We start from the raw sequence: 20,402 nt of genomic DNA on the forward strand, positions 1-20,402 counted from the left end.
ATGAAAATTGTAAGACCTTAGCTCGAAGTTTTAGAAAGTTGTTTAACTGCTGTTAATTTAGCAGAAGATTCCACTTATCACTTGTTCTATTTTAAGGGAGGATGATTACCTAATTGTTCATCATTGGGTTGTTTAAATGTGCTCTGCAACTGGAAGAACGTTTTAAAAAGGGCTACAAGCTCAGCCTTCCATAGTCTGCGTTACTAACAACTGTTTGGATTTATCATTTGTTTTTTGTCTAAATTGAGAGTATGTCATATAACAACCATTAGCTAAATGCCCCTTATTTTTCATAGCAGCACACAAGTCAGAGTCACTAACACCTAAAAGCTCTTTAAGTACTCTGACATAAGGTTCCATAGCTATATATGCATTAGTCTTCTTTGTAGTCGTACTGCGAAATCTGAATTTATGGTGTGACATTACACGAACAGCGGTTAAAAAAGTAAAAACCATGCTTTTGCTGCCATATCTTATTTCTCTTTTTAGATCATCTGCCATACGCTTCTTTAATGAATTACTTGTTTTTGCTTTCGCCTCATCCAAACTAGTGTTCATTAACTCATTGGTTATCCAATCTAACGGCCTTGGTTTATCTCGCAAGTGCGGCCAATATTTAGATAGATCCAAATCTCTTTTCTGGAAAGCTTTAGTAATTTTTCTCAGCTCATGGTTTTCTTTAATTTGTTTATCATTTTTGGCCATGCAAAGAACTGAACTAAGCCATATTCTCTGTTGCTCAGTAAAGGGAATGCCTTCCAATACTTGCGCTAAACGTTTATCAAAATGAAAATATAATAGATGCAGAGGCGTCCAGTTTTCTTTGTTAATTTCACAAAGAGTTAAGGCCATACGCTTTCTTTTATCGGTGGTTCTTGCCATTTGTAAAGCATTGCTCACTAGATCTGGCGCATAAAGACATAATAAGTAAAGCCCTGAATGGCCACGATCATCAGTTTCGCATAGGGCTGTGGTGAGGCTTGATCTATGTGGGTCAGTAGTTGCTAGTTCTAAAGCTGTTTTTTGCTGATTGCGGTGTATGATACATCAACTTATGAAACCATGTACAATTCTTATCATCACGTTGGTAAAGAGACAAGAGTAATCTGGACTTTTGCTGATCAGTAGTTGCTAATGCGAAGAATTTCTCCACTAAATCAGGTCTGCTGCATAATACTAATCGATGAAGTCCTGTCTGGCCTTTTCTATCAGCTTGGCAAATAGTTAAAAAGGGTTGTATTTTTTGTTGTTCCGTCGCGGCATTTTCTAATGTGTGGCTTAGCACTTCTAAAGCTTGACCTAGTAAGTTTGGGTAACGTGCTAATGCATGAAAGCCTAAACCTTCTAAGTGCTTTAACTCCAACTCAAACTTATTGAAAATACGTAACGCTGCTAGATTTTCTCTTTTTAAAGAGATTAAATTTATTGAAAATGAGCAAGATAGACTTCTTCTTAAAGTGGGAATTAAGTCATTTAGCGATTCAAATACTTTTTCCCCTTGTTGAAAGTTAGGGTCATAAAAGTAAAATTTATTATCTTGGCACCATATGGCACATCTATGATAGCCTCCCCCTAAGGTACACATATTCTTTTTTGAAATTTTGTGGAGTTAGCAAAGCGTGTAAATTTTCATCGCTCCAATTTGCAGCGATTACCACGCAATTATCTTGAGTAACTTTCAAAACTCGGCCCGAAGCAGGGTCAATTGCTTCAAAGTTATCCAAGAAAGCAGCCGAAGGATCTTTACTATCAGGGAATAAAGACCCTACACGATAACCAAACAGAATGTAGGATGAAATACGCTCAAACAGCATCTCTAAGGTTATTCCCTCATCTTGACCGTTAAGAGTGGTATACTCCTGCAAAGAGGCCCTTTCTCCATCCCACTCATCTATTTTTTTTCAGAGCGTCTTTAAACCATGGTCCCTTGCCTATAAAAACCATAAAAGCATATACATAAGCAAAAGAGTAACAAAAGCCGTGTGTATATAACTCCTCGCCAGAATCTAATACTGGTACTGATTTTGAATATTGGCTGAGCTTTGAGCAAATAGAGCTCTGATCAATTGGCATCTTGGCTTCTCTGTAAAATATGGAAGGCGAAAGAGTGTTATTCTGTGCCTAGTTTAATTATTAGCTCAATTATGAGATCTTCTAAGTTTCATTGTTTAATTTAAAGCAACCTGATAGAAATTAAATATAGTTATAAACAATATTTTATTTTATTTTTAAATTTTAATTAAATTTAAATGTCAAAATCGCAATTTCTTTATAAGGGTAGCTTTGTTGAAGCTTTCCCATTGTTTATCGTTCTTGGCATGGCTAAGCGCTTGTTAATCAACGTGGTAGGTTAATACCCCTGATTCAATTTACCTAAACGATAGTTCTGTGAGGGCTTATCAGATTGCGAGCTTAGCGTGGCAACCTTGTACAAAAGTCGTGATGATGCTAGAAAAAGGTTGATGGTAGGAGAACATAAGTGCACTTGGTTCTATCTTTTTGTTCAAAACTGTATCAAAATATCAAATTTTGATGTTTGTGGTTTTGCAAAGTGAAGCAAATTTTATTTTCTATTTCTTATCCTATACGTTTATGGCGATGCTTGAAGAGTTGGCAGCAAGTGATCTTGGGGCTAATTTTAGGTGCTTTATTTGGTTTAGTCTTTAAAAGCAGCGCTGAATTTTTAAAGCCTTTTGGCGATCTATTTATTAACGGTATTAATATGATCGTTATGCCGTTGGTGTTTATCGCGATTGTCTCGGCGATTACCAGCGTTAGCGATGGTAATAAAATGAGACGCGTTGGCCTGCGTGCGATTGCACTTTATGCCATGACTATGGTGCTCGCGGCCATTATTGGCATTAGCGTAGCGGCTGTAGTTCATCCGGGCGCTGGCCTTGCCTATGCGCATCAGCTCCAGCAAGTTCCAGAGCTACACCATATTAAATGGCAAAATTTTATTAGTCAGCTGATTCCTGCCAATCCTTTAAAGGCATTCGTGGACGGCAATATTTTACAGGTGATTGTGTTTGCAATTTTGTTAGGGATCGCTTTAAAGCAGGCCGGTGAGAAAGCCGCTCCTGTTGTGAACTTCTTTCAATCTTTTACACATGTTGTTTTTCGCTTGGCTGGAATTGTGATTTCGTTTGCACCTTATGGTGTCTTTGCACTAAGTGCTTGGGTTTTTCAGCCAATTCGGCTTAGGAGTGTTATGGTCGTTGGTGAAGCTGGTTTTTGCTGTTTACCTCGCTTGCATTTTACATATGGCGATTGTTTATGGCGGTGGCTTGAATCTCATGCGGATGAAGCCTCTCGCCTTCTTTAAAAAAATTCGTTATCCGATGTCGATTGCCTATACGACTTCCAGTAGTGCGGCGACTTTACCTGTTTCTATAGAAACAACTACGACGGATTTAAAGGTACCTCGCGAGATTGCTCAGTTTTTATTGCCGTTAGGTGCAAACTTTAACTTAAATGGTTTATCGATTTATGTCAGTGCGGCGACGATTTTCGCGGCTAATTTTTATGGTGTGCATCTTAATATCTCAGATTATATTACTCTTGTGCTGACTATTGTAGTAACCGCGATGGGCGCGGCAGGGGTTCCAGGTTCTGGCATTATTGTGATGGGTGCGGTGATGAACTCATTAGGTTTGCCCTTAGGTGCCATTGCCTTGATTGTCGGCGTTGATCGCTTGAATGATATGATGCAGACCATGACCAATGTTGCTGGTGATATTTTTGCAACGACTGTGGTGGCAAAACAAGAGCAAGAGCGAAGTGGTGATTTTGAAAAAGTCGAGTCCCAGAGTTTAAGCAGTTAAGACAACAGCTATTTTTTTCGGTATAATCGACCGCTTAAGAAATATAGTGGATCTGTATGAAGAAGTTAGGTGCGATTCTGGAACTAGTGGCTGATGGTAAGTTTCACTCAGGTGAAGACTTAGGCGCAGTGCTGGGTGTCAGTCGTGCTGCGGTTTGGAAGCAACTGAAACAGCTAAAAGAGCTCGGCCTTAATATAGAATCAGTTCCTGGTCGAGGCTATCGCTTAATCAAGCCCCTTAACCTCTTAAATGCAAAAAAAATGACTGAGCAACTTTCTGTGCAGGCACGTTCAGAATTAGCGTCTGTACAGGTGCTCAGTGTGACTGATTCGACGAACAATGTATTGTTAAAGCAAGTGCAGCAAGGCAATAAGCAGCCGCAAGCTTGTTTTGCTGAGTTGCAGACCGCTGGGCGTGGACGTCGTGGACGTGCGCATCATGCTGGGATTAACTCATGTCTGATGGGGTCTGTCGTGTGGACTTTTCAGGCCGGATTGTTCGATTTTTCAGTCATTAGCTTAGTTGTTGGAATCTGTATTGCCCGAAGCTTAAAAAAACTGGGCTGTGAGGGTGTGCAATTAAAATGGCCGAATGATTTACAGTATGATGGGCGAAAGTTAGGTGGTGTGCTGGTAGAGAGTTCAGTGCAAGACTTTTCGTATTGTCATGCGGTGATCGGGCTATTTGTAAATGTGGCTTTATCTAATGAAGATAGAGCTCAAATTGATCAGCCTTGCGCAGATGTGCAAGAGATCATCAAAAATGCAGATATCTCAAGAAATCAGCTGGCTGCTGTTATTTTAAGCGAGATGTGTGCAGCATTTAATGAATTAACTGAGAAAGGTTTTGACCCGTTTTTAACTGAATGGCAGCGTTATGATGCACTGTGTGGACGAGACGTCATCGTCAAATTAAATCATGATGCTGTAACAGGAATTGCGCAGGGAATCGATGGTGTGGGCCGCTTATTAGTGAAAACATCACAGGGTTTGCGCAACTTTTCCTATGGCGAGGTCAGTGTGAGGACCCTATGAAATTATTGTTAGATATTGGACTTTCACGAGTCAAATGGGCGAGGTCTCAAAATGGCTCGCTACAGCAGCAAGGTGCGTTAGAACATCACGGTTCTGCGGATCATATTTTTTATTTATTAGAAAGCAAAGAGTTAGCTGATGCAGATAGTGTTTGTATTGCTTTTGTTGGTGAGAAAAGCACGCAAGAGCGTTTGGAATATTTAATTTGGAAGCATTGGCAAATCGCTGCTGAATTTATTGTTGCTGATGAAGAAGCGTTGAACATCTTTAATGGTTATAGCTATCCTGAAGAGTTAGAAGCTGACCGCTGGCTTGCTATGCTCGCTTTGCATAATGAGCGTCTGCCGGTGTGTATTATTGACTGTGGTGCACGTATTACTGTTGATGTGTTAAACAACCTAGGACAGCATATCGGCGGCTTATCCTTTGCTGGCTTAAAACAGTTGCACTTAGTGGCAGCGCAAGCGCGTGGTCAGAAACTAACAGAGTTGTTAGGGGATCATGGCCAAGGGTTTTCAGAAGATGGTTTTTTAGCAACAAATGCTCGTGATGCTGTTTTTGCTGGAAGCTTTTATTCTGTAGTGGCGACGCTAGATCGTGTGGCGCAAGACCTTCAACAGGCCTTTGAAGAGGGTTTACGTTTTATTCTCACCGGAGGGGATGCAGAGCAACTTCAGGCTTTGCTAAACTTTGAAGCTGATTATCGCCCAGGACTTGTTTTTGAAGGCATGGTGGCATATTTTCAGAAAAAAAATCAAAAAAAGCTTGCAGTTTAATTAAAAATCAGTAAAATACCACTCCGTTGCCGGTATAGCTCAGCTGGTAGAGCAACTGATTTGTAATCAGTAGGTCCCGAGTTCGACTCTTGGTGCCGGCACCATTTTTTCCTGTCCCCTTCGTCTAGTGGCCTAGGACACCGCCCTTTCACGGCGGTAACAGGGGTTCGAACCCCCTAGGGGACGCCATCTTTCTTGTTTGAAAGCAGGGCTAGCTCTATGTTAAGATATGGGCATGGTGGCATCTTTCCTTTCTCGAATTACTCCTTTATTTAAGAAATCACTGCGGTTAACTTTAATCAATAGCGGTTTTGTCTTTTCTGTTATTTTATCTAGTCAGGCTGAAAATAATGCTCAAGCCAACTCTGAACCCTTATATCTGTATTTTCATCAACAGAATAATAATCAATCACAATCAACGTCTTCTTCAGCACCTTTAAATCAAAGCCAGCGAAAATCAAGCCCTGTTGAAGTTAATATGGGGGTGGGAGCGAATATTTCTGCAAGCACCTCTGTGCAATTAGGTTTAAATGGTCTTTATAATAAAAACAATAAGATAGAAAATTCAAAATCCTTATCAGATCAAGAAAACTGTGAGGGTCGTTGCTTATTGCTCAATGGCGTTAGTTTAAGTACTCAGTATAAGTTTTAATTCTGTACTACTATTTTGTGGGTTCAATGATTGTAAGCTCCTTTGTAAGGACTTTCAGGTAGTTTTCCACCCGACGTTTGTTGACACCAAAGTCACTATAGCCATAGATAGATCGGCTGTATAAGGTGAATGTAGACGTACTCGCATTGATTGGGTGGCACTCAATCGTAATAAGATCAGGAAAACGAAACAGTAAACTACGCTGTATATAGTGCTGTTGAGCGCTGTCATGAGCGTTACATTTTAGTTGTTTTAGTCTAGGCTCGTGCTGGGTGATTGCTATGAGAGTTTGTTCTAATTTTGCTATTGAGCAATTTAATTGAGGACTGTACATTACTCTACTGTTCTGAATATCGTAACTATTTGAGTTTGGGGTGAGTAGACAGTAATTTGGAGAAGAGGGCAGTTTTAAGGTTTCCCAATGGATTCGTTTGATAGCGATCTTTTTGTAGGACACAAAAATCGTTATCAATAGATAAATCGTAATCAAAAGAATCGATGAAAATAAAAATATCTTTACTATCATATGATTACCTGAATGGTTTTAATGTAGAACTGTATTTTGTTTAATAAAACTTAACAGTCTACTTTTAATTAATGCCTCATAGTTTATAACTAAAACTTGTTTTTGTTGTTAGTTAAAATAAAAAGTATTAGATATTAGTAAGTTACATGACTTTTTAAGGTTGATCATGTCCTTTCAGTTTGTGGTGCGGCATAAATTCTATGGTGAATAAAGTGGATTTATCTTTCAGACTATGCTAAGAATAGTGGCCGTGGGTGTAAAAAATGTAGATTTTAATAATGAAGAAACAATATTTCACGTTTCTCTGTTGATTAATTTTTAACGATATTTTCTTTAGATCAGCTTTTGTGGCGATAAAGGCTCCACATATGTGTCAGGTAACAAAAGGTATTTCTCTTTATGTCTTCAATGCTAGAAAACTTTAAACAACCTAAACCCTTTTATATGATCTTCTTTGTGGAGATGTGGGAGCGTTTTGGTTTCTACGGCATGCAAGCATTGCTTGCGGTGTATTTTGTGAAAAGCCTCGGTATGAGTGATACTGAGTCCTTTTCTGTGATGGGTGCTTTTATGGCGCTGGTCTATGGTTTTGTTAGTATTGGCGGTTATATTGGCGATCGGGTATTAGGCACGAAGCGGACAATGGTCTTAGGTGCAATTACCCTGGCAATTGGTTATTTTCTTCTCGCAGCTTCTGCTCACTTTTCTCACTTGGTTTTCACCGCGCTCGGAACTATTTGTATTGGTAACGGCTTATTTAAAGCGAATCCATCTAGTCTGCTTTCTAAGTGTTACAAAGAAGGTGATCCTAAGCTTGATGGCGCATTTACGATGTATTATATGGCAGTGAACATTGGGTCTTTTTTTGCTACAGCCTTTGTTCCGGTCGTCAGTTCACATTTTGGTTGGAGTGTCGCTTACATTCTGAGTGGTGTTGGCTTAGTGGTTGCCTTAATCAATTACATGCTTTGTCGTCATTGGGTCGCTCATGTTGGCTCAGAAGCAGGCATGAAAAAATTGAATTTCAATAAGCTATTAGTCGTTATTATTGGCTCTGTGATCGGTGTTTTTGTCTCGTCATTCCTGCTTAGGAATTTAGGGGTTGCCCATTGGGTATTAGGAGTTATTGTCACTGCTGTGGTGCTGTATTATTTTTATGAAACCGCGCGTGAGAACACAGGCTATCAAACTAAGATGATTGTTGCCTTTATTCTAATGCTGATTGCAATTGTTTTCTTTGTGTTATATATGCAGATGCCTACATCGCTTAACTTTTTTGCGATTAATAATGTTGAGCACAGTATTTTTGGTATACCAATTAATCCTATTTCTTTTCAAGCGTTGAACCCTTTTTGGATTGTTGTTGCTAGCCCTATTTTGGCGTACTTTTACTCACATTTTGGTACTAAGGGTAAAGATTTAGCAATGCCATTTAAGTTTGCTATTGGTATGTTTTTATGTGCGTTTGGCTTTCTTGTCCTACCTTTAGGTGCTAAGTTTGCCAATGTACATGGTATTGTTTCTTCGAGCTGGATTATTCTATGTTATTTATTTCAAAGCGTAGGAGAGTTGATGATCAGTGGCTTGGGCTTAGCGATGGTTGCTCAGCTAGTGCCGCAACGATTGATGGGGCTAGTGATGGGAGTGTGGTTTTTAGTTTCAGCGGTTGCTTCAATGATTGCAGGTCATGTTGCTGGATTGACTGCAGCACCTAAGGGGGTAACGGGAGCTATTCAAACATTGCCAGTGTACTCTCATGTCTTTTTACAAATTGGTGTTGTTACCTTTGTTATTGCTGTTATTACTCTTATTGCAGCTCCGATGTTAACGCGTTATATCAATGCAGATGTTACGGCTACAAAAAAAGAGACTATATTGCCTGCCTAAACTCTGTACTGTTTGCTAAAAATTAAAGGAGCTTTATGCTCCTTTTTTTTTGGTTAATTTATAGGGAAAATTGTTTAGAATTGGATAACCGAGCGGATGCTTTGGCCTTGATGCATTAGATCAAAGGCGTGATTGATGTTTTCTAATGGCATGGTATGAGTGATCATCTCATCGACTTTGATTTCACCACGCATATAACGTTCTACATAATCAGGCAATTGGCTGCGACCCTTGACGCCACCAAATGCAGTGCCTTTCCAGACGCGACCTGTCACGAGCTGAAATGGCCGTGTTGATATTTCTTGCCCGCTGCCGGCGACGCCGATAATGACGGACTCTCCCCAGCCTTTGTGACAGCATTCGAGTGCTGAGCGCATCAGCTCCGTATTGCCAACACACTCAAACGAATAATCAACGCCACCCTCAGTCATCTCGGTGATGACCTCTTGAATGGAGTGTGTGTAATCTTTTGGGTTAATACAATCAGTGGCGCCGAGCTGCTTGGCAAATTCAAATTTATCTTCATTGATGTCAATGGCGATAATGCGTTCTGCTTTAGCGAGAAGGGCCCCTTGAATGACGCTTAAACCGATGCCACCTAAACCAAAGACCGCAACCGTGCTTCCAGCTTCTACTTTTGCTGTGTTGAGTACGGCACCGATGCCTGTGGTAATGCCACAACCGAGCAAACAAACTTTATCTAACGGCGCATTTTTATTGATTTTTGCCAGAGAAATTTCCGGAATGACGGTATATTCTGAAAAAGTTGAAGTACCCATATAATGGAATAAATCTTGACCGTTATAATTAAAGCGTTTTGTGCCGCTTGGCATTAAGCCTTTGCCTTGGGTCTCACGAACACTTTGGCATAAATTCGTTTTGCCAGATAAACAAAATTTACAGGTACCGCATTCTGGAATATACAGTGGAATCACATGATCACCGGGTTTGAGTGAAGTCACTCCTGGGCCGACTTCTTCGACAACACCAGCTCCTTCATGACCTAAAATAACCGGAAATATTCCCTCGGGGTCCATGCCCGATAAAGTGTAAGCGTCAGTGTGGCAGACACCGGTGGCAACGAGACGGACGAGAACCTCACCTTGTTCGGGGGCGCCAACATCGATCTCATCAATAATGAGGGGTTCTTTGGCTTGTAATGCAATTGCAGCACGTGATTTCATTCGCTAGCTCCATATGTTTTATTCTCTTTGGCATCTAGTCTAGAGCAGCGATTAGGCGATGTCTATCACCGGTCAGGCCAATATTTATTGGCCTGCAAGTGACTTTTAATTTTATTTTTGCTGTAACTGTCTTTAGGCTTGCTGGCGAGTTGCAGCAAGTACGATCTCACGAATACATACATTTTGAGGCTGTTGATAAGCAAAGAGTATGCTGTTAACGACATCCTCCGCTGCTAAAACACCTCCCATCTCCTTTTTCCAATCATTATAGTTATCCTTAATTTGATCAGAAGTTGTATGGCTGAGCAGTTCGGTCTCTACTGCACCTGGGGCAATCGTAATCACGCGGACATTACTTGAAGAAACTTCTTCGCGAATATTCTCAGTTAAACCGTGAACCGCGAATTTCGTGCCAACATAGGCCGCATGTGCTGGAAAGGTTTTGCGCCCAGCAATTGAGCTGATGTTAACAATCGTGCCGCTGTTACGTGATTTCATATTAGCAATGACGGTATGGACACCGTTTAATACACCTTGAACATTAACGTTCAGCATGGTTTGCCATTCGCTTGGATTTTGCTCATCAATTTGGCCAAGCAGCATAACGCCAGCATTATTGATTAATAAATCTGCTGGGCCGTATTCACTTTCAGCATGATTTACTGCTTCTTTCAGCGCTGCAAGGTCAGTAACATCGACGTGTGCAGCGATGGTGTTTGGTAAGTTTAATGCATTTAGAACATCAACACGGCGAGCAATGAGTAATAGTGGATGACCGGCCTTTGCGAGTGCAATAGCTGTTGCTCGGCCTATCCCTGAACTTGCGCCGGTGATAATTGCTAATGGTTTTTGGGTGCTCATAAGTTTATCTCCTAAGTTGATTCTTTTGTGCTTGAGAGTGATTATAAACACGGCACTGCCGTTGAGAAGGTCTGGATATGAAACACGGGGTTGCATGTACCGCAACCATGATATTATATATATTAATCATGGCATTACATTAGGTTGCTTTTCATCCAATTTATTAAGATTAGACCGTCTTTAATGAATAGGTTCCAGTTCTTTGCTGTTTAGGTCTTGTTCATAATTTTTTGTGATTTAGAATGATTTTAAGGTGTGGATTTCCTTATTTAATGCAGCATGTGAGAGTTTGTTGACAACAACCGTAAAAGTGCAATCACGGTAGACTTGAACAGTAAGGAGGGGAGCTATGTTGATTAATTACCATGAATCACAAATTGATTTTGAGAAAGTTCACAATGTCATCGCCAAAGGGCAATTATTGGTTTTTTATTATGATCAAGGCAGTGAAGAAACAATAGAGCTGGGCATGAGTGATAATGACGAAAGTGAGCAGGTGATTGAATACATTGTGAACTGTTATCGTCGTGGTTTAAGAAAGATTAATTTGGACCGTTACTTATTATTGCATGGGTATGAAAGACCATAAGCACTAAAAGATAAGGAAGAATAAATTTAATAAGTATGGTAAAAAATAAATTTTAAATACTTTTTTTGAAATTTATAATCTTTAATATTAAGTAAATAATTAGTAGGGGAGTGATCTTGGTTAATATTTTAGTTGTTTAGCGATCACTCCAAATTATTTTTTAGTTAATCAACGTTCGATACGCCAATAAATTTTCCTTTGCATTGGTCGGTTGACCAAACGGTGTTCGTCACTCCGGTATCGGACAAATTCTGCTGGTATTCTTTCATTGGCGAGCTCCATGTTTTATTACCCTTTGCATCTGCTGTCCATACGACGGCATTAACGATATTGAATCCTAGGCCACTTTTGTGTGTGGTTGTATAAGAAAGATATTTGATATAAACACCATTTTCAGCTTGAACTCCATTTTTAATTTGAGAGATTGTCGTCCGCAGTGTATTGGGAATATGTGTTAAGCAGAATTCTTTTGATACTGGATGTTTTACATCTGTACGAGGTTGGATGGCATAAAATGTAGGTGTCCAAACTACTTCTTTTTTAGCTGTTTGAGCAAAATTTGTTGTGCCAAGTGAAAGAGTTAATGCAGCAGTAGCAAGAGTAATAACTTTCATGAGATAATAATCCTTTTTAAATTTTAAACTTAACTAAAAAAATAAATAAGTAAGTATACTTCATTAAAATATGTGGTGGTTAATTATTGGCTGATTATTCTCCTGATTTTTCCAGTGCATCATGCTAGCAAAAGCTGTTACTAAAGTCCAGGTATGAAGTGGTTAAAAGTTATAGTATTTATCCATGCTTTAGTGACCTAAGTTGATCTTAGCGTTAATAAAAATAAAAAATATGATAATTAGTAAAGAGTTTTATTTTATTTGGTATAGAAAAAATACATATTTGTTTTAATTTATATTAAAAATAAAAAAGTCTATAAAAATAAGAGTTAAAAAGCGATACTTTTATCGTCACTATTTTGGTTTAGAAGTGCAATATTGGAAAGGTTAGTGGAGATAGATGGCACATTAGTAAATCTAAAACAATATAACTTGTGGAGGCAGCTTTAAGTAGTAAGTGACTTTAGAGTTAAATTAAAGTTGTAAGCTATTAGCTTTATATGTTGAATATGATTATTAATAATTATGATTAATCATTATTTTATGAAAATTTATTCTAAAGCAATAACTTGGATGCTGAGAGTTTAAATAATATTTTTATATTAGTCAACAGGGCTTTATTATAGTTAATCTGTGTTTAATATTTCTCTGTACAATAGTTCACAGATTAACCTTTTAGACAAGCCATTATGATCCGCATATATTCACCTAACTTCGATGAATTTACTCAGTTGCCTGTAAGTGAACAAATAGCTAGGTTTAAAGCTTTTGTGATTACTCAGCCTGAAGGCTCGCTCATTGTAACACCGGAACATCTTTTCTCTCGCTACAGTGATGAAAGCAAATGTGCCGATTTATCTGAGGATGAATTCAAAGAAGTTGATGCTGAGTTGAAGCGTTTAGCGAAAGAGCATAATGTTAAAATTGTTGCGGGCATACTGCATGTTGATCAGGCGGGTGTACACAATAAAGCGATATTATATGAGCCAAATGGAAGCCACAGTCATGAAAATCCACCATTTATCCGATCACACCGAATTTCAGCAGAAACAGCAGATATAGATGATGAGGAAAGTTCAATATTTCAAATAGAAAATCAGCGATATGGGGTGGAAATTTGTAGAGAAATGGGGCAGCTCGCCCTTAGCCATGATGAATTTGAACTTGATTGCCATATTGGCATCAGCAATACACATGCTCCATTTAGAGAGGATAATTGTGCGGCCGCTAACGGCAGTATTGTTATACAAGCCGATTCTAAAAAGGCAGAATCATGCTATGCATACAAAGTACAACGTGAAGCTGGTGGTGTTCGTTTTGAACCCATTGAGCATCTTGTCAGTTTTAATGATCACTCCACTCATTACACAGACCGCAAGCCACAGATTGAAGAGCTTAAAGCCACGTCTCCTGTTATGTTTTTTGATCGTCAAAATAGCGATGAAGAGGGAGATGAATATGGTTTGGATCATGTTTTGCAATAGTAAGCGCTAATTTAGGCTAAGAGAAAAGCAAAAAGAGTGACGGTTGTACTTTATAGCTTGGGTGTTTCGTGTAAGCTTAATGGAAAAACATCCGATCACTAGCTAAAATCGCTATTTAAAAATATTAGCACAGCAAAAACTAGCGACGAACGCATCAAGCTATTGCCATATTGCCTTCAAGAAGAAAATTAGTTTAATAAATGTGATTTTTTAATTGAAGCGGTAGCTTGATTCTTAAAAACTCTAAACTTAAGAAACTATTGTTATTTATAGAAAGATTAGGCGTAATAAAAGCACAAAGATAGGCTTGTATTCACCTTATTAGACTGTTAGAATCCGCAGCAAATTAACAAATCCTTAAGAATGTAAAGGAATTGCAATTATAATGCATAAACAAGTTGTAAAAACACTCGCCGCGAGTGTTATGGTCTTTGTTGTGGCTTTAGCGTGGGCGAGCAATGATAAAGCTCAAACTGAACACCAGCCAGTAAAAAGCACACAGAAAATTACAAAAAAAGATAATAAAGACACTAAAACAACAAAGCCTATGAGTTTGGTGGCTTTAGGGGGTGGTGATGACTCAGTGAACAACTCTAATAGTCTCACAAGAGCACATGTTGGGCAAACAGAGTTGACCAGTGTAGATCCATACAGTGGAGTTTTATCTTATAATATCCCTATTATTAATATTCCTGAAAATGATGGGGTTAATTTACATTTTTCTTTGAATTCTCATTCTGTTAGTCAGGGGTTGACTTGCCCATCCTATGGTGGTGGATTGAGTTGTGGGTACATGAGTGCCGGGATATCCAGAACGAATTTTGATCTTGTACCTGTTGTAACTTTTGATATGAAAAATCCAGTTGCTTCCTATACAGATTTTTATGGTTATAACCATACCTTTATAAAAAGTGACCAAGCAAGTTCACAGACTCTCACTTATTTTTCTAAGGATCGTTTAAAAACAGTTTTTCATAGGTTAGCTGATGGGTCGATCTGGTATTATATTTATACACCGAAAGGCATTCAGTATAAAATGATACATATAGATCGCTTCCCTTTACAAGCATATGAAATGCCTTTTTATTTAAAGCAAGTTATAAGCCCAAATGGCGGCACAGTAATCGATTATACTTATAAAAATAGCAATGGTTTTGTATCTCTTTCTTCTATTACTGATCATCGTGGAAATACCCTTAATTTTATTTACAATGCATCGGGAACTTTGCAGTCAATAAACTTGAATAATAAAGAAGTTTGGGGGATTAGCTCTAGCATTCTGTATACAACAGTATTTCATAACAACATTTATAAAATAAATAGTATCACATATCCTGATGGCTCAAAGCTTCAGTTACAGTATAGTGATAAACCATCAACTGGATATTATTATCCGTTAAAATCTATCGTTTATCCTGATGGAGGTAAGTCTAGCTTCACTTACGATGGTTATCGTGTAACGTCGCAAATTAATTCTGGTCCTGGAGTTACATCTGGTACATGGAAATACAATTATATTTATCCGGGTGGCAATACAGTAACAACAGTGAGTGGCCCTGATAAAAAGCAGATATTTAATTTCGATGGTACTTTTCCTGGCTCTTCAGAGTGGAGTTCAGGACTCTTAATATCTAAAAAGCTCTACAGTGCTGATGGAAAAATTTTATACCAGATGACTAATAAAACTTGGCAAAGTTACACAATACCAGACTCAAGTCTTCAAGCGCCCGAACTCACAAAACAAGTGATTAGCCGCGGTGGGGATTGTAAAACACAGTCATGCATGGAATATATCACCGAATTTAAAGATTTTGACAGCTATGGTTATCCAAAAACCGAAGTTGAATCGTCAGTGAAGCATACGGTGTAAGGAAAATAATAATGATAAAGAAAATTACACTTTCATTAGTGCTGTTAGGTTTAGCTGGGGCAAATTTTGCAGCGGATCAAACGATAACGACGCGTACCAAAACATTAAGCTATCACGAAGATACAACGAATTGGATTTTTAAGCCTGCGGGTGAAGTTATAAAAAACTCAAGTGGTTGGGTAGCTAACTCGACTTCTTTAACTTATGACAGCCGCGGTAATTTAACTTCCAAAACAGTTAATGGCGTTACAACGAAATACACCTATAGTCATGGTAATTTAGCCACAGTGACGAATGCACTGGGTTATACCACAAGCTTTAGTGATTATAAAATGGGCTTGCCACAAACGATCACAGATGCAGAAGGGCATGTTAGCCATCGGGTTGTGAATAATGATGGCACGGTTGCCTCTGTCACGGATGCGATGGGGGATAAGACATCCTACCAATATGACAATATGTTTCGTTTGGTTACAACAATACCTGCACAAGGTTTAACTACATCGACTCATTGGAATTATCCAAAAGTCGGAGATTATGTTGTTTATAAAGGACAAACACCTAATTATTACGGCAAGTACGTTACTGTTAATGGTTTTGGAAAGCCAACACAGATAGAAATTCATGCAGGCTCAAATAGTACTGTCATTTCTAAACAAGAAATTCGCTATGATGCGTATGGGCGTGAAATTTTTAGGTCATATAGCGTTGACCCTAAAGCAATGTCTGATCAGACTTTGGGCATCTATACGACTCATGATCCTTTAGGTCGTATTCATACTAGTACTGCTGCTGTGGCATTAGACAAAATAGGTGATGGTTATATTGGTTTTCCTGACACGGCAGGCACCTATACCACACGCTATTATTATGCGATTGATCATACTACCGTTGATGACCCTAGAGGTGTTGCGACACTTAGTAAATACCAATCGTTTGGCAATCCAGATGACAAGCAATTAACAGAAATTAATCAAGGTAACGGTGCTGTTATCACTGATATGGTAAGAGATGTGAGTGGCCGCCTAGACTTTATCAGGCAAAAAGGCTCTTATTCTAACTCCAAAGGAACTTACACACGTGTTTACCATCATGATAGCCACTTTTTTTGATCAAGCATTGATAACCTTGAAACAGGAACAACTACCTATAAGCGTAATGCAATTGGGCAAGTGATTTGGCGACAAATTGGTAAAGGCTCTCCTGGTGTTGCTTATCGTTATAATAAAGATGGTAAATTAACGAATGTCCTATATTCTCCTTCGGCACTCAATAAAAATGTCACGTATACCTATGATGCCGATGGTAGAGTATTAACCGTTAGTAATGGTGATAATTGGGCATATAAATACGATAAAAATAATAATGTAACGTCTGCCATATTGAGTTACTGTGTAAATGGTATAGATAAAACACTGTCATTTATCTACAGCTATGATGGATTTAATCATTTATCAAGCATTACTTACCCAGATCACACCATTGTAAGCTATAACCCTGATCCATTAGGTCTAGCAAGAAAAGCAGGTGATTTTGTTAAGAGTGTTCATTATTATCCAAACAGTAAAGTAAAAGACTTTACTGGTGGTAATAATTTTAAAACAGCTTACGGTTTAAATAATCGCCAAATGGATAATGCACTGACTGTTACGACAGCAGGCGGTAGTCCGATTGTTAAACAAACATATAGCTATGACGGCAGTGGTAATACAAGCGCCATCCGCAATGTATTAGTCCCATCAAGAAGCCAAACATTTACTTATAATCCAGAAAATTGGTTGATTACACAAACAGTCGCAGGACATAAAACTAACCTCGTCTATGATGCTTTTGGTAATTTAACAGCTAAAACGGTCGAAGGCTCTAATCTGCTTTACACCTATAACAACAATCTATTGCAATCTGTTAGTGGTACGGTGACAACACCCTCGGGTGCGAAAAATGTCAGTGAGAACTTTACCTATGATGCTTATGGGGACATAACTAGTAATAATGGTTCGAGCAAAGAATTTACTTACAATGATTCGATGCAACTTGTATCGGCGCATGGCAAAAACCCACTGACTGGGCAGTCATTTGATGTTCATTATTACTATGATGGGAACGGTAATCGAGTTCAAATTACACAAGGCGATCAAACGATACTCGAAGTTCACAACAGTAAAAGTCAATTGCTCTATCGATGGAACCTAAAAACGAATCAAGTTACTGATTATATTTACCTGAATAATAAAAAAGTGGCTGAGGTAACGCATGCAGCAGGGCAAAAAGCAACGGCGAGCAATGCAACCTATTTGTATAACGATATTTTAGGGTCTCCACTGCAAGAGGTGAATGCTTCTGGTCAGGTATCATGGAACCCAAGCCAAAGCTACCGCCCTTTTGGTACAGAGGTGTATCAAACAAACGAAAAAGAAGAACATATCAGTTATACCGGCAAACTCCACGACGATAGCACGGGCCTTTCTTACTATGGCGCTCGATACTATGATCCGGTCATCGGCAGGTTCTTAAGCATAGATCCTGCAGCTATTGATGTGAATCGACCAATTACTTTTAATCGGTATGCCTATGCTGCTGATAACCCGATGACTTACATCGATCCAGATGGAAGAGACTTCTCTTTTGGAAATATGTTTAATTTCGGGTCACATGGTTGGAAGGTGACCTTTAATTTTAGTGCAGGCTTTGATAATGCTGTGAGCTTCGGTGTTATGGGTAATAATGGCCAATATAATACCCTTTCTTACAGAACAGGCTTTCTTGTCGGCTCATTACTTGGGGCAACCTATGGTTCAACGGAATATAACCTTCTAAAGGGCGGTACTCGGACTTTATTAGAAGGTGGTGAGTATGCATTAACTGTCTCAGAAACGAGCGCATCAAGCGCTCTACAGGCAGAGAGATTAAATCAGCAACTAGCTGGAGAAGAAGCTTCGTCAATATTTGGTGCTTCTGGTGAGTTAAACTCGTCTGTGATTCAAGGTTCTACAAGAATTATTGAAGGTGAAGATATTGGCAATCAAGCTCTAAGAAGCCGCCTCGTTGGTGTTGGCGGAAACATTGAAGATTGGGGTAAATATGAAACCCAATCATTCAGAAGTCCATCTGGACCTTTTAAAGTGCACTTCTATCACAACCCAGAGATAAAAAGAACATATTATGATATGGATTATAAAAGTATTTTTAATCATCAAGGTGCAGGTTGGTAGTTTATGAAAGTAAAATGTATAAACATCTATAATGAGCATACCAAAGAGTATGTTGATACAAGTCGCTCTCTAACTATTGGCAAGGTTTATGTCGTTTTAGAAATGTATCAATCTAGGCGAAGAGGGAATACCTACCGACTTTTAAGTGATGATGATAAAACTCCTACACTTTTTGATGCGAATCAATTCGAAACTGTCGAAGAAAAGCACGCGTCAAGCTGGGAGGTTAGGGAGTCAGCGACTAGAAAGGTTTGCTCTCCTCTTGCATGGAATAAACCTGGATTTTGGGAAGAGTTTTTTGATGGGGAACCTTCTGCCAGAGCTATTTATCAAAAAGAGCTTGAAATAATACTTAAAGAGTCTGAGTGATCAAATAAAGCCGCTTTTTGGCGGCTTTTTTGGTAATACCAAAGTATTACTTTTTTCAAGGCTTATTAGTAATGGTATTACTTAGTAATACTTTTTACGATCGACTGGTTTAGTTCAAGGGGTAAGGTCAATCTGATCGAATCAGGTCATTTAGAGAGAGTAGAATAATGACTCGACAAGAGCTGATCAATGAATTAAATAAAAAGGGTATTCCTCAAGATATGTATACATTTGATGAGGAGTACCCCCATGATAAATTCGTATTATTTTTTAATAATAAGCAATGGAATGTTTATTATTGCGAAAAAGGCATTAAATTTGATGAAAAATCATTTCTCAGTGAAAAGCATGCTTATTCTTATTTACTAAGCCTGCTTTAAGTTTATTTTTGATAAGGACGGTTATCAAATAACCATACCAAAAATAGCCTCTTTTGAGGCTGTTTTTGATTTGGTGAGCATTTTTCCAATTGCTACGATTTATAACCTACCCAAATAAAGCTTCGATAAATTCATCGGATTTAAAAGGACGTAAGTCATCAATTTTTTTCACCGACACCAATGTAACGGATAGGTAATTTCATTTTATTGGCAATGGCGAAAATTACGCCGCCTTTTGCGGTGCCATCGAGTTTAGTCATAACGATGCCAGAAACATCAACGGCTTGGTGGAATTGCTGGGCTTGATTAATGGCATTTTGTCCGGTGCCTGAATCAAGAACAAGTAAAACCTCATGTGGAGCCGTATTATCGACTTTGCCCAAGACGCGTTTTACTTTTTTAAGCTCTTCCATGAGGTTACTTTGAGTATGCAAACGGCCGGCGGTATCGGCAATCAAAATGTCACAGCCATGGGCTTTAGCGGAGTTATACGCATCGAAAATAACCGATGCGCTATCAGCGCCTGTGTGTTGGGCGACGACAGGAATATCATTGCGCTCGCCCCAAACTTGCAATTGCTCAACGGCGGCGGCGCGAAACGTATCACCGGCGGCGAGCATGACGCTTTGACCTTTATTTTGATAGTGTTTGGCAAGTTTACCGATGGTAGTCGTTTTACCGGCACCATTGACACCGACGACTAAAATAACAAAAGGGTCTTTCGCTTTTGGAATTTCCAATGGAATACTGCATGGATCAAGCAGTCCTGAAAGATTTTCTTTGAGTGCTGACATCGCTTTATCTGTATCGGTTAATTCGTTACGTGCTAGTCGTTTGGTTAAGTCGGTAATGATATTCGTTGTTGCATCAATGCCGACATCGGCCATTAAAAGCTGAGTTTCTAAATCTTCAAGAAGATCATCGTCGATTTTTTTCTCACCGACGAGAAGTGTTGTGATACCAGAGGCTAAATTGTCACGGGTTTTACTAAGTCCTGATTTTAACCGTGCGAACAAGCCTTGTTTTTTCTCGCCGTTATCACTGTCATTAGTTTCTGTTTTATCTTTTTTGCGGCCGAAGAGACGCCCACCTTGTTTCACTTTTTTAGCGTTCTCTTCGGCGCGACGTGCTTCTTCTTCA

General features: G+C 38.9%; 20 protein-coding genes, 2 tRNA genes and 1 pseudogene. 15 read left to right on the plus strand and 8 right to left on the minus strand.

Features of this window, described 5'->3' with window-relative positions; translation table 11 throughout:
• Positions 1-180 precede the first annotated feature (180 nt).
• The 3 genes from BGC07_RS10305 to BGC07_RS10315 all read right to left on the minus strand — a co-directional run bounded on the left by BGC07_RS10305 (position 181) and on the right by BGC07_RS10315 (position 1,865).
• Entirely contained in the window at positions 181-882 is a 702-nt protein-coding gene (locus BGC07_RS10305) for a hypothetical protein (RefSeq protein WP_235603091.1), read from the minus strand.
• A 112-nt stretch (positions 883-994) separates the two neighbouring features.
• Positions 995-1,585 (minus strand): hypothetical protein, encoded by a 591-nt coding sequence (locus BGC07_RS20665; RefSeq protein ID WP_069313039.1) that lies wholly within the window; start codon positions 1,583-1,585, stop codon positions 995-997.
• On the minus strand, positions 1,557-1,865 hold the full coding sequence (locus BGC07_RS10315) for a hypothetical protein (RefSeq protein WP_069313040.1): 309 nt from the start codon (positions 1,863-1,865) through the stop codon (positions 1,557-1,559). Before BGC07_RS10315 ends, BGC07_RS20665 begins: the two co-directional genes overlap by 29 nt.
• A 686-nt stretch (positions 1,866-2,551) precedes the next feature.
• Here BGC07_RS10315 and BGC07_RS23275 point away from each other — a divergent pair.
• The 7 genes from BGC07_RS23275 (at position 2,552) to BGC07_RS10345 (ending at position 6,286) form a co-directional block, all read left to right on the plus strand.
• The gene (locus tag BGC07_RS23275) at positions 2,552-3,325 is read left to right on the plus strand and encodes a dicarboxylate/amino acid:cation symporter (protein WP_268801649.1); all 774 of its coding nucleotides are present in this window, start codon (positions 2,552-2,554) and stop codon (positions 3,323-3,325) included.
• Positions 3,222-3,824, plus strand: coding sequence for a dicarboxylate/amino acid:cation symporter (locus BGC07_RS23280; RefSeq protein WP_268801714.1), 603 nt, complete (start codon positions 3,222-3,224; stop codon positions 3,822-3,824). Before BGC07_RS23275 ends, BGC07_RS23280 begins: the two co-directional genes overlap by 104 nt.
• A gap of 56 nt (positions 3,825-3,880) precedes the next feature.
• Complete coding sequence (gene birA / locus BGC07_RS10325; protein WP_069313041.1) at positions 3,881-4,858, plus strand: bifunctional biotin--[acetyl-CoA-carboxylase] ligase/biotin operon repressor BirA; 978 nt, start codon at positions 3,881-3,883, stop codon at positions 4,856-4,858.
• Positions 4,855-5,634 carry a type III pantothenate kinase gene (locus tag BGC07_RS10330; protein ID WP_069313042.1) on the plus strand — a complete coding sequence of 260 codons (780 nt, stop codon included), beginning with the start codon at positions 4,855-4,857 and terminating at the stop codon, positions 5,632-5,634. Before birA ends, BGC07_RS10330 begins: the two co-directional genes overlap by 4 nt.
• Before the next feature lie 28 nt (positions 5,635-5,662).
• Positions 5,663-5,738, plus strand: a tRNA-Thr gene (locus BGC07_RS10335).
• Between the two features lie 9 nt (positions 5,739-5,747).
• A tRNA-Glu gene (locus BGC07_RS10340) sits at positions 5,748-5,823 on the plus strand.
• 46 nt (positions 5,824-5,869) lie between these two features.
• Complete coding sequence (locus BGC07_RS10345; RefSeq protein ID WP_139121668.1) at positions 5,870-6,286, plus strand: hypothetical protein; 417 nt, start codon at positions 5,870-5,872, stop codon at positions 6,284-6,286.
• Between the two features lie 10 nt (positions 6,287-6,296).
• Here BGC07_RS10345 and BGC07_RS19455 read toward each other — a convergent pair whose 3' ends face one another.
• Complete coding sequence (locus tag BGC07_RS19455) at positions 6,297-6,743, minus strand: DUF1499 domain-containing protein (protein ID WP_235603092.1); 447 nt, start codon at positions 6,741-6,743, stop codon at positions 6,297-6,299.
• Positions 6,744-7,211: 468 nt separating this feature from the next.
• On the opposite strand from BGC07_RS19455, the gene BGC07_RS10350 reads away from it, so the two are divergent.
• Positions 7,212-8,699 (plus strand): oligopeptide:H+ symporter, encoded by a 1,488-nt coding sequence (locus BGC07_RS10350; protein WP_069313044.1) that lies wholly within the window; start codon positions 7,212-7,214, stop codon positions 8,697-8,699.
• Positions 8,700-8,773: 74 nt separating this feature from the next.
• Here the strand turns inward: BGC07_RS10350 and BGC07_RS10355 are convergent, their stop codons facing one another.
• Entirely contained in the window at positions 8,774-9,883 is a 1,110-nt protein-coding gene (locus tag BGC07_RS10355; RefSeq protein WP_069313045.1) for an S-(hydroxymethyl)glutathione dehydrogenase/class III alcohol dehydrogenase, read from the minus strand.
• Positions 9,884-10,015: 132 nt separating this feature from the next.
• Positions 10,016-10,744, minus strand: coding sequence for an SDR family oxidoreductase (locus BGC07_RS10360; RefSeq protein ID WP_069313046.1), 729 nt, complete (start codon positions 10,742-10,744; stop codon positions 10,016-10,018).
• Between the two features lie 349 nt (positions 10,745-11,093).
• Here BGC07_RS10360 and BGC07_RS10365 point away from each other — a divergent pair, with 349 nt between their 5' ends.
• Entirely contained in the window at positions 11,094-11,333 is a 240-nt protein-coding gene (locus BGC07_RS10365) for a hypothetical protein (RefSeq protein ID WP_069313047.1), read from the plus strand.
• Between the two features lie 164 nt (positions 11,334-11,497).
• On the opposite strand, the gene BGC07_RS10370 is transcribed toward BGC07_RS10365, so the two are convergent.
• Positions 11,498-11,947: a hypothetical protein gene (locus tag BGC07_RS10370; protein WP_077216855.1), complete on the minus strand. Its 450-nt coding sequence runs from the start codon at positions 11,945-11,947 to the stop codon at positions 11,498-11,500.
• A 689-nt stretch (positions 11,948-12,636) separates the two neighbouring features.
• Here BGC07_RS10370 and BGC07_RS10375 point away from each other — a divergent pair.
• From BGC07_RS10375 to BGC07_RS10400, 6 genes are all read left to right on the plus strand, one after another.
• Positions 12,637-13,431, plus strand: coding sequence for a nitrilase-related carbon-nitrogen hydrolase (locus tag BGC07_RS10375; protein WP_069313048.1), 795 nt, complete (start codon positions 12,637-12,639; stop codon positions 13,429-13,431).
• A 385-nt stretch (positions 13,432-13,816) separates the two neighbouring features.
• Entirely contained in the window at positions 13,817-15,301 is a 1,485-nt protein-coding gene (locus tag BGC07_RS10380) for a hypothetical protein (RefSeq protein ID WP_069313049.1), read from the plus strand.
• 11 nt (positions 15,302-15,312) lie between these two features.
• On the plus strand, positions 15,313-16,413 hold the full coding sequence (locus BGC07_RS10385) for an RHS repeat domain-containing protein (protein ID WP_069313050.1): 1,101 nt from the start codon (positions 15,313-15,315) through the stop codon (positions 16,411-16,413).
• 60 nt (positions 16,414-16,473) lie between these two features.
• The gene (locus tag BGC07_RS10390; RefSeq protein WP_069313051.1) at positions 16,474-18,513 is read left to right on the plus strand and encodes an RHS repeat domain-containing protein; all 2,040 of its coding nucleotides are present in this window, start codon (positions 16,474-16,476) and stop codon (positions 18,511-18,513) included.
• A gap of 3 nt (positions 18,514-18,516) precedes the next feature.
• Positions 18,517-18,882 (plus strand): hypothetical protein, encoded by a 366-nt coding sequence (locus tag BGC07_RS10395; RefSeq protein ID WP_069313052.1) that lies wholly within the window; start codon positions 18,517-18,519, stop codon positions 18,880-18,882.
• Between the two features lie 167 nt (positions 18,883-19,049).
• A complete protein-coding gene (locus tag BGC07_RS10400) occupies positions 19,050-19,262 on the plus strand; it encodes a hypothetical protein (protein ID WP_069313053.1) in 213 nt (70 codons plus the stop codon).
• A gap of 106 nt (positions 19,263-19,368) precedes the next feature.
• Here the strand turns inward: BGC07_RS10400 and ftsY are convergent.
• Positions 19,369-20,362 (minus strand): annotated as a pseudogene (gene ftsY, locus BGC07_RS10405) (signal recognition particle-docking protein FtsY).
• Positions 20,363-20,402: the final 40 nt, after the last annotated feature.

Source organism: Piscirickettsia litoralis, from assembly GCF_001720395.1.
Taxonomy (GTDB): Bacteria; Pseudomonadota; Gammaproteobacteria; order Piscirickettsiales; family Piscirickettsiaceae; genus Piscirickettsia; species Piscirickettsia litoralis.

Bases quoted from the DNA above. Each gene is read 5' to 3' on its own strand.
- BGC07_RS10305 (WP_235603091.1), bottom strand. From the start codon at position 882: ATGGCAAGAACCACCGATAAAAGAAAGCGTATGGCCTTAACTCTTTGT.
- BGC07_RS20665 (WP_069313039.1), bottom strand. From the start codon at position 1,585: ATGTGTACCTTAGGGGGAGGCTATCATAGATGTGCCATATGGTGCCAA.
- birA (WP_069313041.1), top strand. From the start codon at position 3,881: ATGAAGAAGTTAGGTGCGATTCTGGAACTAGTGGCTGATGGTAAGTTT.
- BGC07_RS10330 (WP_069313042.1), top strand. From the start codon at position 4,855: ATGAAATTATTGTTAGATATTGGACTTTCACGAGTCAAATGGGCGAGG.
- BGC07_RS10345 (WP_139121668.1), top strand. From the start codon at position 5,870: ATGGTGGCATCTTTCCTTTCTCGAATTACTCCTTTATTTAAGAAATCA.
- BGC07_RS10350 (WP_069313044.1), top strand. From the start codon at position 7,212: ATGTCTTCAATGCTAGAAAACTTTAAACAACCTAAACCCTTTTATATG.
- BGC07_RS10355 (WP_069313045.1), bottom strand. From the start codon at position 9,883: ATGAAATCACGTGCTGCAATTGCATTACAAGCCAAAGAACCCCTCATT.
- BGC07_RS10360 (WP_069313046.1), bottom strand. From the start codon at position 10,744: ATGAGCACCCAAAAACCATTAGCAATTATCACCGGCGCAAGTTCAGGG.
- BGC07_RS10365 (WP_069313047.1), top strand. From the start codon at position 11,094: ATGTTGATTAATTACCATGAATCACAAATTGATTTTGAGAAAGTTCAC.
- BGC07_RS10370 (WP_077216855.1), bottom strand. From the start codon at position 11,947: ATGAAAGTTATTACTCTTGCTACTGCTGCATTAACTCTTTCACTTGGC.
- BGC07_RS10375 (WP_069313048.1), top strand. From the start codon at position 12,637: ATGATCCGCATATATTCACCTAACTTCGATGAATTTACTCAGTTGCCT.
- BGC07_RS10380 (WP_069313049.1), top strand. From the start codon at position 13,817: ATGCATAAACAAGTTGTAAAAACACTCGCCGCGAGTGTTATGGTCTTT.
- BGC07_RS10385 (WP_069313050.1), top strand. From the start codon at position 15,313: ATGATAAAGAAAATTACACTTTCATTAGTGCTGTTAGGTTTAGCTGGG.
- BGC07_RS10395 (WP_069313052.1), top strand. From the start codon at position 18,517: ATGAAAGTAAAATGTATAAACATCTATAATGAGCATACCAAAGAGTAT.
- BGC07_RS10400 (WP_069313053.1), top strand. From the start codon at position 19,050: ATGACTCGACAAGAGCTGATCAATGAATTAAATAAAAAGGGTATTCCT.